The following is a 14,042-nucleotide window of genomic DNA, read 5'->3' as shown; positions in this document are numbered from 1 at the left end:
ATCAACACATCAAGGCATCAGCAAGGGTGGCAATGACTTCATTGGTTCTGGCTCTCAGTCGGGCGGTCTAGTTTTAGTTGGCGCTACTTCATCCCTTGCAATCTCATCAGCAAACCATCGCCCCCTTTGAATCCGCTTCCCCAACGTCTCGACGAACCCATCGAACCGCTCCCGCCCTTTGGCTTGGGCAGACACCTGTTCCTCAGCCGGTATTGGCGGCGTGATAGTGAGCCAAAACCGGACGAACAACGCCAAAGTCTCGGTGGTGATCCGCTGGTCTCGTTCGACCCGCGCGATCTGGCGCGAGAGGCGGTCCAAGCGCCGCGTCAGAGCGGCCTCCTGCATGTCGGCATGATCCGGAGATAGAAAAGACTCTACCGCCGCCTCGACGACCGCAGACCTGGTCAGCCGTTTTCGGTCGGCCAAATCGTTGATGCGTCCGATCAGATCGGCTGGCAAAGACAGGTTGAGACGGTCACGCATAGGTTAGCCCTCAAAGATCGATGCCATCATTCCGGTCAAGCGAGGCTTGTCGGGCCACCTGTCCCATTTGTCGGCGGAGTGCCTGTCGTTGTCGAACTGCTTCCTCAGGCTCATCGTCCAGCATCATTTCAAACTCGCGTGCTGGCTCTGGCAGGATCTCCGGCGCAATCGCAACATGATCAGGCAATTCCGGCTCTCGGCGCAGTCCCGCATTGGCTTCGTCATCATCGGACTTTGTCTGAGTAGCCAACCCGGGATCTGCAGAAGATGAAGGTGTCAATGAAGACCAAAGATCATTTTTCGGAACGGGTTCAGTTTTCTTCGACTCTGGTGGCCTCAGCACGCGCTCCGCGAACCGTCGATCTTCGAAATACCGTGCCTTTTTCGCTCGGATCGGTGGCGAGCCGGCCACCATGACGATCTCGTCGTCGGGCGGTAGTTGCATGATCTCACCTGGGGTCAAAAGCTGGCGGGCGGTCTCGGAGCGGGACACCATCAAATGGCCGAGCCAAGGTGCCAGTCGGTGCCCGGCATAGTTGCGCATTGCTTTCATCTCGGTCGCCGTGCCGAGGGCGTCTGAAACCCGCTTGGCGGTGCGTTCGTCATTGGTCGCAAAGCTCACCCGGACATGGCAGTTGTCGAGGATGGCATTGTTCTGGCCATAGGCCTTCTCTATCTGGTTCAGAGATTGAGCAATCAGGAAGCTTTTGATCCCGTAACCCGCCATGAAAGCCAATGCGCTTTCGAAGAAGTCGAGCCGCCCTAGGGCCGGGAACTCATCGAGCATCATCAGAATGCGGTGCCGTCGTTTGGTATCGTTCAAATCCTCCGTCAGGCGGCGGCCGATCTGGTTCAACACCAGCCGGATCAGCGGCTTGGTGCGTGAGATGTCCGAGGGTGGCACCACGAGGTAAAGCGTCGAGGGTTGCTCGCCGCCGATCAGGTCGGAAATCCGCCAGTCGCAGCGGCGGGTCACATGGGCGACGACCGGGTCGCGATAGAGCCCGAGAAAAGACATGGCCGTCGAAAGCACGCCTGAGCGTTCATTGTCGGACTTGTTCAATAATTCTCGTGCAGTCGAGGCGATGACAGGATGTGGCCCGGCATCGCCCAGATGGTGGGTCGCCATCATCGCCTCTAGCGTCTCCTCGATCGGGCGGCGCGGGTCTGAGAGGAAGGCCGCCACCCCAGCCAGCGTCTTTTCTTTCTCCGCGTAGAGAACATGTAGGATTGCCCCCACCAGCAGTGAATGCGACGTCTTTTCCCAGTGGTTGCGTTTCTCCAGTGATCCTTCAGGATCGACCAGGACGTCCGCCACGTTCTGGACGTCGCGCACCTCCCTTTCGCCGCGACGCACTTCGAGCAGCGGGTTGTAGGCGGCGGAGGTCATGCTGGTCGGGTCGAAACGAAGCACCCGGCCATGTTTCGCGCGAAAGCCTGCCGTCAGATCCCAGTTCTCGCCCTTGATGTCGTGGACGATGGCGGAGCCCGGCCAAGTCAGAAGCGTCGGGATCACCAGACCCACGCCTTTGCCGGATCGGGTCGGCGCAAAGCAGAGGACGTGCTCCGGACCACCATGGCGGAGGTAGGTCTGATCGAGCTTGCCCAACACGACGCCATCTGAACCGAGCAGCCCAGCGGCCTCGACCTCCGCGCGTGTTGCCCAGCGGGCCGAGCCATAGGTATCCACATCTGCGGCCTCCCTGGCGCGCAAAACCGACATGGTAATGGCGACAGCGATGGAGATGAAACCGCCAGAGGCTGCGATGGCTCCCCCCTCCCAGAACACGGTGCGGGCATAGGCGTCGTAGAAGTACCACCACCAGAAGAAAGCTGGCGGCGGATAGATCGGCACGCTGAAAGCCTCGAACCACGGGTTGCCAAGCTGCGCCTGAAACCCCAATCGCCACGCCACCCATTGGGTCGCGCTCCAAGTGGTCGTGAGCACGATCAGGAAGACGACCAGAATCTGGCCCCAGAGGATTTTGGTGGCGGTCATGATCAGGGTCCTTTCATCATATGTTGAGTCCGCGTTTTCGCCCAAGGCTCCAGTCGATGCCGCCTCCACTGCGCGCGATACCTGCGACACGCTGGCCAAGTCGCGGTTCGATCTCGCGTGACCAGGGGACGAGTTGGAAGCTGCGGCCGCCGTCGGGGCTGATCCCTTCGATCATTGCATAGCGACCCGAGGACAGGCGCAGCTGGCGGCTGTAGGTGCCGGAGACATGTTCGCCCGACTCCGAGGGTCGGTGCGACAAACCGGTCTCGGTCGAAAGCTTCTCGCCCACTTTATCAAGCTCCCGCCGCCGAAGGGTGGTGAGCAGATTGCGCTGCAAGAGAATCCGTTGCGCCTGTCGGTCGGCAAGTCCCTCGCGTGCCAAGTGTTCGGTGCGGGCCTCGAGCGCGCTGCGGACTTCGCTCCCAAAGCCGCCCTTGGCGAGCGGCATCTGGGCACGCTCGACCAGTCGATGATCCAGCCAGGTCGCACCGGGCGCGGTGATCTGGCTTTGCAGATCGAGATCTGACCGCGTGGCGAGAACCAGAGTGGGCCGTGGGTCGTCTGGTCCACCGAAGCGGCGGACTTCGACGATGCCACCCGGATGCGGCGCATGCTCAAAGGCCTCTAGCCCGCGGAAGCGGACATGATGGGCGCGCCCATCGCTGCCGTCTATCACGGCATAGGCCATGCCAGTCTGTTCGTCATGCAGCCCGGTCGCGACCAGCCGCCCGATGATCGGGTCGCCGGCCCCGCCGTGGTCGACGACGAAATCTGTGAAGCCACGGTCCTGTCCCTTCGCAGCGAAGGCGCGGTGCATGGTCTTGATGATGTCGCCACGCTCGCCAAGATCCCGGAGCGTGCGCTCGGCCTCTGTCCCAAGCATCCATTCGCCGGGGCGGCCCTCCGAGGCAAGGCCAAGCTTTTTCAGGTGCTGCAAGCGGCCGATCATCAACCGCCTGATCTGGGGATCCTCGGGACCGCGCGTCTCGGGGCGCAGGTCGATCAGTGCGAGGTCGTCGGCGCGATAACGGATTTCGCGGTCGAGGCTGGTCCAGCGTTCCGCAGTGACCTCTTGTTCGAGCGCATGTCGGATCTCATGTTCAGGCTTGGGTCCGAGTTCGAGCGCAACCAGATCCTCGGCGCGGGACCGCAATCCGCTGCTGATGTAGTCACGCGCGATGACCAGATCGCCACCGCGATCATCGACGCCCCGGACGATCAGATGCACGTGCGGATTGTCGGTATTCCAGTGATCCACCGCGACCCAATCCAGTCGCGTGCCGAGATCGGCCTCCATCCGGCGTGCGACATCCCGAGTGAAACCGCGCAGGTCTTCCATCTCGGCTGCATCCTCGGGCGAAATAATGAACCGGAAATGGTGGCGGTCATCTTCGCAGCGCTCTGCAAAATCCAACCCGTCGAGATTGTCGGTTTCGGCATCGAAGAGCAGCCCTTTCTCGCCCTCGCGACTGACGCCTTCGCGACGCAGATAAGCAAGATGGGTTTTGAGCGGGGCGGCGCGATAAGCACGGCCCTTGTAACGCGCAATCCTTGCCTTCACGACCACGCGGCGGGTTGGCGAGAAAAGTCGGCTGCGCCCAAATCGGTTTTGTCCGCGCCCAAATGTCGAGCGGCCAGGCCCACGGCTCGTGCGAGATGGCGACGTGTGGCCCGCCTTCTGAGCCGCGCGCAGCACCTGATCAATGAAGCCCTTGGTCCGCGGCACAGGAGTGCTTCGGGGCCTACCTGGTTTGATCCGGAAGTCGCGTTCAGATTCTCTCACAACACACTCCCTCCGAACTGCAACCCGGCACTGTGCATGTCGGACCATGGAAATCGCTTGAGAAAACTAAAACTCCTGCACACGACCGACCCGTATGCACGCGAAAACGCCAGTCCCTTCAGGGACTTGCGGCATTCTTGGCATGCGCTTTTATCTCGCCCTTTTCTCTTCCCGCCCTTCCTCCAGGCACGCCCTTCCGACCAGATCATCCGGAAGCACGCCAGAACACGCAGGGGTGCGATCACTCTCATGGCTGACTGCCCTCGCTTTGCCGTGCGACGAAAAGCTCTGATGTGGGCGTTGGCGCAGGATCGTCGAGCGTCGAGCGCGCTGTCGCCGGTTCGCTCTCAGACGGCAGTTCGCTTGCAGCTGATCTGTCCGCAAAGAGCGCTGCTTCGCGCCAATCGGTCGCGGAGGACCGGTGCGGAAGTGCCCCGTCACGGTCAAGAAGTGGCGCCAGGGTCGCGACATAGGCGCGAGTTTCGGCGGGCAGTGGACGCTCTGTGGACAGGAATTCGTCATATCGCCCCGGTCCCGCGTTGTAGGCGGCAAGCATGGCACCAACTGTTCCGTAGCGGTCAAGCATCGCGCGCAGATAGGCAGTCCCCGCAATGATGTTTTCGCGCGGGTCGAAGGGATCTTGTCCCAAGCCGTAGTGTTGTCGCAACTCGACCCAGGTCCCAGGCATCACCTGCATGAGCCCCATGGCCCCCGCCCGCGATATGGCCTGCGGATTGCCTGCGCTTTCGACGCGCATCACGGCGAGGATCCAGTGTTCTGGAATGGCGAAGCGTACCGATGCTTCAGAGATGGCAGCGGCATGGGTATCCCGCGCCACAGTGAGGGCTGGAAGCACAGTTTCTGCTAGTGCAACTCTGTTCGCTGGTAACGCAGCGGCGAAGCCGGAAAGAAGGAGAATGGCAACGCGACGTGTTGCGCGGGGTATCTGCACCGTCACTGGAACATCACTGCGGGATGGGGATCGGCGCATGGGCTAATCCTTCCCACTGCGCTTCGGTGGACGGCTCCACTGCAATGCCCAGACCGATGCCTCGCCATTTCGGAAGAGGTTCGCGCGGATCGGTTGCGCGAGCATAGGGTCGTCGATCAGAACCGAAAGGTATTCACCGGCCTTCTCGCCGGTGCGCGTCCAGGCCGCGCCGATTTCGCGGGCCATCTCACCGTCGCCGTGAAACAGACGGTAGTCTGGCCCGTTCTCAGCTTCGGTCGTATCGGCTTGGCTTAGGGTGACGTCGAGGTCTAGCGTCAGCGTTCGAATATGCCCGGCAAAGCCGGATTTCGTGCGGGTGAATTCACCGATCTGGGGCATGGAAGGACTCCTTTCTGTTGCGGTGGTTTGGTAAATTGGCGGTCATGATCCCGCGGTGCGCGCTGCCGGAATGAACCCAGACAGGCACCAGTCGCCCGGTGATCGCGGTGCTCGGCAAGGCACCAAAATATCGCCCGTCGAGGCTGTCAGGCGCTTCTGGGTTCATGAGAAAGATCTCGCCGTCGATGAGGTGTCGGCATCCCTCCCAGCGCGGAAGACGACGGCCGAGACTGTCCAGCAAATGGGCAAACCCAATGACGCTTTGATCGACAATGATGGTGTTACTGGCGCGGCAGATGATAGCACCCGGGAGCGCCACGACATGCTTGAGCAGCGGCACATGCGTCGGCAGGTAGCCCCGCTCGTCCAGGAAAGCAGAAAGTTCCGGTGGTGGCTGAACGGCAACCAGGTCGCCGACGGCGACCTGGTCGGCGGGGCGCAGATGGTAGAGCCCGATCGGCACGCTCGCACTGGCATTCCAGAGAAGCCGAGGTGTCCAAGGAAAGAACGACGGCACGACAACCAGCGCGGCGGCGAGGGCCGTAGCCCAGACGATTTTGCCTCGTCTGTTCATTGCCCGAGGCTCCGCCGCTTGAGCCAGGCCCGATGCTGCAGCCGCGTATAGGCGTGAGCCGCTTGTCCTGCGGCCAGTCGATTGTGGACGTGTCGCCAATAGTCGGGGGCAACATCGGCAGTGTCGATGCCGAGTGCTTCGATGGCATCGATTGTTTGGAGAACCCGCTCAACCTTTGGCCAGCCATGGGTCGACAGCAGAAGCGCACCACCGGGATGCAGAAAGGGCAGCGTCTGGATGGTCTCTCCGGCATGGGCGGCGCACAGAATGTCAAACCGCGACAGGACCGTTCCGAAATCGTTCGAGGCCCAGCGATTGACCCCGAAGACCGAACCCGGCGCGAAGCCAAACCGGCGGCGGTACTGATCGATACGGTGTTCACAGGTCGGCTTGCCGAAGCGGACCCATTGCTCGACCTGGCCCTCCTTCCAGGTCAGTTCCACGAATGTCAGATCGGTGTCGAACCCATCGGGTCGCGTATTCGCTGCGCGTTTTGAGGAACCCTGCTCGGTCATGGCTTGGCCTCGCTAGTCGGACCGATCGGCAGATCCTGCGTGCTCCCATCTCGGCCGGTTTTCGGAGGCCTGGAACGAGCCAGATTTGGGTTTTCCCCAGCGTGCCGAGTACTACAAGAGTTAGATTCTTTGTTAGATTCTAAGTTAAGGACGCGATTTCTGTCGCTGCCAGAAGAATTTAAGGCGCGTTCGGGTTCCCGATAGCACGAGAGTCCGGTTCCTGATGGCACGATACCGTAGGTTCCCGATAGCACGAGGCCATTCACAGGTTGTCCACAAGGCTCGAACGCGAGCAAGCGGCGCCCTTGTGGCTCTATCTCGAGCGCAAGGCGATATCCCGGCAACGGCTGGCGTCGGATGATCTCTCGCAGATCAAAAGCAAACCGCTTGAATGGCGAGAGGCTGCCGGATTTGAGGAAAAAAAAAAAAAAAAAAAAAAAAAAAAACACACACACACACACACACACACACACACACACACACACACACACACACACACACACACACACACACACACACACACACACACACACACACACACACACACATGCAATGGCGGAATTCGAACCGCCATCCTGCGCGTTGACGACCGCCGTGCTTACGCACGAGGCGATAGAGCCAACGATCCAAGCCACCAGTCAGGTCGAAATAGTCAGGGTCGATGGTGAGGATCAGCGTGTTGTCCAGCACCGCTTGATAGAACCAGTCCGGGACGATCAGTTCGATTCCATCGGGTCGGCCCAGTGCATCGGAGCGCACTTGCCATTCGTTGATCCAAGAAAACCGGTGCCGCCGTCCCTCAACGGGTTGGCGGATCGATGTACAGATCGTCGTGGATTGTAGCCGGTCAAGTCCGGCCTTCAGCCGGTGATAATCACGCGCCGAGGTGCCGCGACCGATGAAATTGAGGATTTGGTAAGGCGTCGCTGCCATCAGGCGTGATGTTCTGAGACCGGCGTCGCGAGCCTCGACGATCTGGCTCGCGGCCCAGATCAGGATATCGGCATCCCAGATCGTGGCCATCCCATGGTCAGCTACCGCCTCGACACGGATTTCGACATTTCCGGAGGTAAATTCGATGGGCCGGATGCGGCGGCTCTTTGCGAGCGAAAAGAACGGATAGGCCATGAGGTCTTGCGCGTCACGCGGCGCGAATTCACCGGGCAACGCATGGAAAAGATCGAGCTGGCCGCGTTCGGTAGGGGTTTTTGACATCGGGCGCGCCTCGACCGGCTCAGCGAAAGGCCCGACCCGCGGGCGAGGTCGCGGTGAGCACATGGCGCTTGGCGGGCAAGACCTGACCTCCGCGTGGGTCGGTCGTCGAGGTGACGGAACCGAGTTTCACCCAAGCCTCCAGCTCCTCAATCGAATAGACAACGCGCCCCCCGAGCTTGTGATAGGCGGGGCCGGTGCCGTAGGTACGGTGTTTCTCAAGGGTGCGCGCAGATAGGCTGAGGAACTGCGCGGCTTCCTTGGTGCGAAGATAGCGTGGCGGAAATGGAGCGTGATCGGGTTGCATGAAAAGCCTCCGTGGGGTCCGTGAGGCCGCCGGACATTGGCGGCTGATTGGGACAACGATGGCGAAGTGCACTGGGCGAGATGGAGTGCGAAGATGGGCATACGGAAATCACACACCGCAGGGTGTGGGCGGTGCCCTAGCCGACGTGAAGAATTACGGCGTTCGACGAAGGTTGTCAGGTCACGGGAATTGTGGCGACATTCCTTAAGTTATTATGGTTTGGGCTTGCAAATGCGACAAATTCGACGCGGAGGTCGGAAAGTCGGCTTTCGCTGCAAGCGCAAACACCGCGCTGTTCGATATCAAGAGCTGAACTTCATCTGCTGACCGCCGGGTCCAATGGGTTCATGATATTTCAGCAGCTTGTTCTTCGAACTTGGCCGAACGACATTGTCCAAGTCAGATGATCATACCATGACGGAATTTGAGACGACATTTCCCATGACTGCGAAATTGTTTATCGATGGTTTGATACGTAAACATATGAAAGGCTTCAAATGTGACTACGCGCAAGCAACCTGTTGCGACTCTGAGGTCAACGAGTGGCGCGGGTTTCGATTTCGAGGACCAAATCAGCGCTTGGCTTCAGGTGAAGATGCTCGCCGGGGAACCTGCCCCAGCTATTGGTGGTCAAATATCCCAAATCCAAGCGCAAGTTTCCGCGCTCGGGTGGCTGATCGACGACCTGCTAGTGACGGCGATGGATGACTCTGGCTCAGAAATTCGGCTAGCGATTTCAGCCAAAGGAAACCAACAGGTGACACCATCGGGGTTACCGCCGGACTTCGTCGAACTTGCTTGGAGACACTGGCGAGACACGGCTGGTCCACTGAAGCAGCGCAAAGATGGTCTCGCACTAGTAAAAAGGGGTGCTCACCCGGTTTTCGATCCGAACTGGCAGGAAGTGAAGAACGCGTGCTCAGGTAGCGATCCCAAGTTGGCGCTGAGGAGGATCCGAAATGCGCCAAAGCAATCAGCGATCTTCGACAGCTTGCGCAAAGCCGCCGGAACACCGAGTGATGCAACGGACGAAGAAACGGTTGAACTTATTCGCCACCTTCATGTGTTATCAGCGGACTTCCAGCTTAGTCAGTCAGAACTGAAGAGCGGTTCCATTAGTCAGTGTCGGCAGTTGCTTTCAAGCCCAAGCCCATCGGAAGCTGAAGAACTCTGGAATGACCTCATTGGTATTGCCAGCAAGGTCCGAATGCAGTTCGGTACTCTGACGCTAGCGGAGCTATGGTGCGAAGTGCGCAAGCAGCACCAGCTTCGCGACCATCCGGACTTCGCGCAAGACTGGCAGACGCTCGCCGATTTGACCTCGGACTACAAGGCGCGGATTCAGACCGCGTTCTCGACAGGTTATAGCGTCTCATTGCCGGACGTGAAGAAAGAGCTCGGCACGGCAATAAGGGCGAACCTCGTCACAATAGTGGTCGGCGAGTCAGGCACAGGCAAGTCTGCCATCGTAAAATGTACCCTCGACGACGATTTCAGGGGCTGGACGCAAGTCTGGCTGGGACCGGAAGAGCTTCGGGTCGCGCTAAGCGCAGCGCGGCGACGGTCGCTCCCGCTGAATCACGAACTTGGGCGCGTGCTCAGCGCCAGCAGCAACGCCCGGAATCTGCTCATCCTCGACTCCGCAGAGCGGATTGACCCAGTAGAGTTCAGTATTGTCCGCCAGCTCTTGGAGGCTATCCTACCTGAGACTGCCGATGCGGCTGACGCAGTATGGCGCGTTGTCTTTGTTACACAGAACCAAGGCTGGTCTGAGGCAAGCGAGGTAATTTCCGTTTCTCGTACGACTGATGTCTGTGCCTTGGAGATCAAGCCGCTGAAGGAATCAATAGTCAAAAATACCCTCTGGGCGACGCCTTCGCTCAGCTGGCTGACCGCTCATGATGAGACGGTCGCCGTACTCACCAATCTCCGAATTCTGGCGTGGGTGGCCAAAGCGGGCACTTCTCTAGGTTCGTGCGAGGGCGGCATAGCGTCACATAATGATGTCGCTGATCGTCTTTGGGACTACTGGACCAACGGAGCAGCTGACGTACAGTCAATGATGATGCGGTTCGCAGAACGCGAGGCGCAATTTGAACGCAGCTTCGCTCTTTCTGAACTTAACCCATCGGAAGCGAACTTATTCGCGAACCGCCCAAAGACACTTCCGCTTCGCCTCAACGTGCGAACTAACCGGATTGAGTTCGAGCACGACCTCGCGGCGGATTGGGCCCGTTTCCAGTACCTAAAGCAAGTCGCTGACAATACGGAAAAGTGGGCAACGCTGGCAACGAACCCACTCTGGATGAATGCGCTGCGGATGCTAGGCCAGTTTCTGCTAAGGCAAACCGTGAGTGGGTCGACGGCTTGGGATCAGGCGCTAAGGGAGGCAGAAACTTCAGGGAATATTCTGGCGTCAGATGTTTTGTTAGATGCTCTTTGCCTAGACCCGGATGCCGAGCGGTTCCTGAATGAACGTGCCGACAAACTTTTCTCAGACAGGGCGAAGCGGTTAGATCGACTCCTGTCGCGCTTCCGACACATCGGAACGGTCCCAAATGCGAGAGTCGCCGGTGCGGACGCCTCGCTCGGCCTCTACATGGAGGCCCAGTTCAGGACCGTTATTGTAGGGCGCTGGCCTTCGGTGCTGCGCTTCCTGATCGCACATCGCGAGACAATTGAAAGTTTTGCATCGGTGGCAACCGCGAAGCTTCTTGAGACTTGGCTGAACGGCACCCCAAGGGAGCTTTCCGACGGCACGACAGTGCCGTTCAGAAAGGAAGCCGCCGAGATTACCCTCGCAATAGCGCGAACGGTCCAAGTCGAAAAAGGCTATGGAGTCATGTACCTCATGGACGATCTGAGCTTGTACACCGCACCACTCGCAGGTGCTGCCGATTTGACCGCTGAGATCTCAGCCTGGGCGCTCGAACTAACAGGACGCCGCCAGGCCGACCTTATCGTGGAGCAGCGGATTTCGGATGAGCGTTCGGCAAAAGCAAAGCGTTATGCCGAACGGCTAAAGAAGGACGCCGCTTTCAAAGAGAAGGAAGAGAGCAGGAAGCAGACATCACGCTCCATACTAGGTACCAGCCGTGAGCGGTTGCCGCCTTGGCCTCTCGGCGCAAAGCGACGCGTCGATCATGACTTCCGCAAGGCCGCCTTCAAAAGCAACGGCCTATTGCCGCTGATGCGGGCTGCGCCCGCGGTCGCTGCTGAAGTGCTCCTCGCACTCATCATCGAGGACGAGCCTGAATTCGAGTACGGCAGAAGCCGGTACGAAATAGATTTGGGTCTCGAATTCGCGAGCGACGGCTATCCGACGATGTATTGGAAGAGTCCGTTTTTCTCGTTTTTGCAGGTCGCGGAAAGGGAGGCGCTGGACGCACTAATCGCACTAGTAGATTTTTGCACGCAGCGGTGGTTTGAAGAGGCTGGCAAAGGCCATGAAGGCTCGCCGCTAGGTTTGAAGCTGCAAATGAATGACGGGACGATGAAGCTGTTCACGGGGACGTCGGAAGTGTTCGGCTGGGTTCATAGCAGTTCTAATCGTAATGGAAATCTGTTCTGCGCCCTCGATGCGCTCGAACGCTGGATGATCCTCCAGCTCGACGCTGGCGTCAACATTCTGCCGATTATCGACCGGTTACTAGCCGAAGGCTCGTCGTCCGCCTTCATCGGTCTGCTGAACAACATCGGCAAATATCGGCCGGAGCTCTTGGCCGGTCCACTTGCGCCGATCCTTACGGACCCACGTGTCTTCTATTGGGATTATGGGCGGGTGGCAAACTCTGCGAACAGGTTTGACGCGTTGACGTGGGCGCGCTCGGGCGATGTCGTGTTTGAGATGGCGAAGAACTGGGGGCTGGCAACGCATCGGACCGTTCAGCTCCTCTCTCTCGTAGTCGAATTAATCAATTCGAACGAGGAGATCGCGGATTTTCTGACTAAATCCATTCCGACCTGGCACGTGCCAACTGACCCCAAGCTTGCTCTGGAGTTCAAAATCATCTTCGCGCAGCTCGACCACTCGAATTATCGAACGCAATTGAATGCAGCAACTGACACCGAGGCGCCCTTTTTTGAGGTGCCCGACCAACTTGATCGAGAGCTGGCAGATTGGAACGAAAAGCATGAAAAGCCGCGACAGTATTTGCTTGTTCCTACGATTTGCGAGGAACTCTTGAACAAGCAGGTCACGCTGTCTCAAGTCGATGCGATCAAGCTCTACGACCAACTGAACGAAATCGAACATGCCGAAGATATTGAGGCCGAACAAAAGTTTAACTTTCGCGTCGCCCTTGCCGCAGCCCTGATTGTCTCCGGCGAATCCTTGCTGACCACAAACCAGGATGCGCGCAAGCGCACCCAAACAATCGTCATGGAAGCAATAGCCGAAGTCGGCGACACGGTGGAAGGGATTCGCAGCGCAAGAGTGCGCTACGGAAATGAACACCTGAAGTACGCTGCCTTCGCCGTGATGCACCTTTGGATGAAGAATGACTCAGCAGGCGAACGTTGGGAGCGGCATGTCCTCACCCTACTAACGAGCGGCGACAATCGGGTGCTCGGAACCATCATCGAAATTGCCTACTTCTACCGAGAACGACTTGGAGATGCTTGGTGGCGCTTGCTTTATGCCGGTCTTCTATGGTCGGCGCTCGTCCTATTGAAACCTCAATTTGGGGAAGACGATGACGGAAAGCTTTGGGCGACCTGGCTAAAGCGCTTGCGCCGATTTCGGCTTCGCGAGATCGCGGCCAGCGCCGAAAACCTCGATGTCATGCGCATAGCGAATGGTTATGAACGGCTGGATTATGCACGGCAGATGCGCGCCTACGAGGCAGGTGAAACACGCTGGGGCGGCGTACCCAAACGCAGCTGGAGTACGGGTCTCGCTTGGGATGTATTGGGGCAACTCTTCAGCTGGCTCACCAACGGGGACGGCGCAGGGGACTTGGCAGAAGACAGATTGCTTACCGGGCGTCTTTGGGAACATGAAGCAGAACGACAGAAAGCGCGCGGCAAAGACGAAACAGGCGGCGAGTATGACCTCCCAAGCCAGAACTTCGGCTATGACCTTTTGTCTAAACTGGCCGAACTGTCGTTGTCAGCACCAGAAAACTCTACGCGAACCGTTTGGATGCCAGTACTATCTCATGGGCCGGCTGCTCACTATGCGATCGGCCAGTTTACCCGGGGTCTATTCCAGCAGCTTCAAAATGGGTGCGACGGTATCGCTTTCGAGCGGGTTTGGCGGGAGATTGTCGAGTATGCTCTCGATTCCGATTGGCATAAGCGTGAACGTCTGTGGTACCGCGGCGAAAATCTGATCTGTGACTTCCTTGGCTTCGGTCATGAGAACGCTCTGGGTCAGCTACCCGCCGATGTCCTAGCACGAATGCATGACGTTTATGAACGCTGGGCAAAAAACCATCTTATCCACGATGAAGACTGTGTGTCTCGGTTTTGTAATTTTCTCACTACACCGTTCGGCGCTCCTCTGCGACGTGATGGGCTGCGTTGGATCGCGGCTGCGTTCAAACAAGGATCACCGAGCACCCGTTGGTTTAGGGACAGAACTGATGATGCATTAGTCGAGCTTCTGAACACCTCGATCTATGAAGAGGATCGTGAATTGGCAACTGATGCATCGGCGCGCCTGGCTCTCGTTGAGATTGCCGGACTACTTGCTCAACGCAACAACCCAGCCGCAATGGCTCTGCAGGAACGCATCAAACTTCTGGGGCATTAACAAGTGGCTAGAGTCTGGGATCCTGAGGTTAGCCTATTCACTGAGAAGTTTCCTTTTTTGAAGTATTTCGATGGGAGGCCGGGA

General features: G+C 58.6%; 10 protein-coding genes and 1 pseudogene. 1 reads left to right on the top strand and 10 read right to left on the bottom strand.

Features of this window, described 5'->3' with window-relative positions; translation table 11 throughout:
• Positions 1-54: 54 nt before the first annotated feature.
• From R8G34_15115 to R8G34_15070, 10 genes and pseudogenes are all read right to left on the bottom strand, one after another.
• The gene (locus tag R8G34_15115; GenBank protein MDW3224185.1) at positions 55-483 is read right to left on the bottom strand and encodes a ribbon-helix-helix protein, CopG family; all 429 of its coding nucleotides are present in this window, start codon (positions 481-483) and stop codon (positions 55-57) included.
• Between the two features lie 10 nt (positions 484-493).
• Positions 494-2,482: a conjugal transfer protein TraG gene (locus tag R8G34_15110; GenBank protein MDW3224184.1), complete on the bottom strand. Its 1,989-nt coding sequence runs from the start codon at positions 2,480-2,482 to the stop codon at positions 494-496.
• Between the two features lie 16 nt (positions 2,483-2,498).
• Complete coding sequence (locus R8G34_15105) at positions 2,499-4,313, bottom strand: DUF3363 domain-containing protein (GenBank protein MDW3224183.1); 1,815 nt, start codon at positions 4,311-4,313, stop codon at positions 2,499-2,501.
• A gap of 199 nt (positions 4,314-4,512) precedes the next feature.
• Entirely contained in the window at positions 4,513-5,256 is a 744-nt protein-coding gene (locus R8G34_15100; GenBank protein ID MDW3224182.1) for a lytic transglycosylase domain-containing protein, read from the bottom strand.
• Between the two features lie 3 nt (positions 5,257-5,259).
• Complete coding sequence (locus tag R8G34_15095; GenBank protein MDW3224181.1) at positions 5,260-5,595, bottom strand: DUF736 domain-containing protein; 336 nt, start codon at positions 5,593-5,595, stop codon at positions 5,260-5,262.
• Positions 5,579-6,169, bottom strand: coding sequence for a S26 family signal peptidase (locus tag R8G34_15090; protein ID MDW3224180.1), 591 nt, complete (start codon positions 6,167-6,169; stop codon positions 5,579-5,581). The genes R8G34_15095 and R8G34_15090 overlap by 17 nt, the downstream gene beginning before the upstream one ends.
• Positions 6,166-6,684, bottom strand: a complete 519-nt coding sequence (locus R8G34_15085; GenBank protein MDW3224179.1) for a DUF2840 domain-containing protein — start codon at positions 6,682-6,684, stop codon at positions 6,166-6,168. The genes R8G34_15090 and R8G34_15085 overlap by 4 nt, the downstream gene beginning before the upstream one ends.
• Positions 6,681-7,097 (bottom strand): annotated as a pseudogene (locus R8G34_15080) (replication protein). The gene R8G34_15085 and the pseudogene R8G34_15080 overlap by 4 nt, the downstream one beginning before the upstream one ends.
• Entirely contained in the window at positions 7,057-7,899 is an 843-nt protein-coding gene (locus tag R8G34_15075; protein MDW3224178.1) for a replication initiator protein A, read from the bottom strand. The pseudogene R8G34_15080 and the gene R8G34_15075 overlap by 41 nt, the downstream one beginning before the upstream one ends.
• A gap of 19 nt (positions 7,900-7,918) precedes the next feature.
• A complete protein-coding gene (locus tag R8G34_15070; protein MDW3224177.1) occupies positions 7,919-8,203 on the bottom strand; it encodes a helix-turn-helix domain-containing protein in 285 nt (94 codons plus the stop codon).
• A 589-nt stretch (positions 8,204-8,792) separates the two neighbouring features.
• Here R8G34_15070 and R8G34_15065 point away from each other — a divergent pair.
• Positions 8,793-13,958, top strand: a complete 5,166-nt coding sequence (locus R8G34_15065) for a hypothetical protein (GenBank protein MDW3224176.1) — start codon at positions 8,793-8,795, stop codon at positions 13,956-13,958.
• Positions 13,959-14,042: the final 84 nt, after the last annotated feature.

Source organism: Paracoccaceae bacterium, from assembly GCA_033344815.1.
In the GTDB taxonomy this organism is placed as follows: domain Bacteria; phylum Pseudomonadota; class Alphaproteobacteria; order Rhodobacterales; family Rhodobacteraceae; genus Roseobacter.
Note: the sequence above shows the minus strand (reverse complement) of the source record. Positions and strands in the feature narration are given on the sequence as shown.

What these genes read in the sequence shown, in the direction of transcription:
- R8G34_15115 (MDW3224185.1), bottom strand. Translation starts at nt 483, where the DNA reads ATGCGTGACCGTCTCAACCTGTCTTTGCCAGCCGATCTGATCGGACGC.
- R8G34_15110 (MDW3224184.1), bottom strand. Translation starts at nt 2,482, where the DNA reads ATGACCGCCACCAAAATCCTCTGGGGCCAGATTCTGGTCGTCTTCCTG.
- R8G34_15105 (MDW3224183.1), bottom strand. Translation starts at nt 4,313, where the DNA reads ATGGTCCGACATGCACAGTGCCGGGTTGCAGTTCGGAGGGAGTGTGTT.
- R8G34_15100 (MDW3224182.1), bottom strand. Translation starts at nt 5,256, where the DNA reads ATGCGCCGATCCCCATCCCGCAGTGATGTTCCAGTGACGGTGCAGATA.
- R8G34_15095 (MDW3224181.1), bottom strand. Translation starts at nt 5,595, where the DNA reads ATGCCCCAGATCGGTGAATTCACCCGCACGAAATCCGGCTTTGCCGGG.
- R8G34_15090 (MDW3224180.1), bottom strand. Translation starts at nt 6,169, where the DNA reads ATGAACAGACGAGGCAAAATCGTCTGGGCTACGGCCCTCGCCGCCGCG.
- R8G34_15085 (MDW3224179.1), bottom strand. Translation starts at nt 6,684, where the DNA reads ATGACCGAGCAGGGTTCCTCAAAACGCGCAGCGAATACGCGACCCGAT.
- R8G34_15075 (MDW3224178.1), bottom strand. Translation starts at nt 7,899, where the DNA reads ATGTCAAAAACCCCTACCGAACGCGGCCAGCTCGATCTTTTCCATGCG.
- R8G34_15070 (MDW3224177.1), bottom strand. Translation starts at nt 8,203, where the DNA reads ATGCAACCCGATCACGCTCCATTTCCGCCACGCTATCTTCGCACCAAG.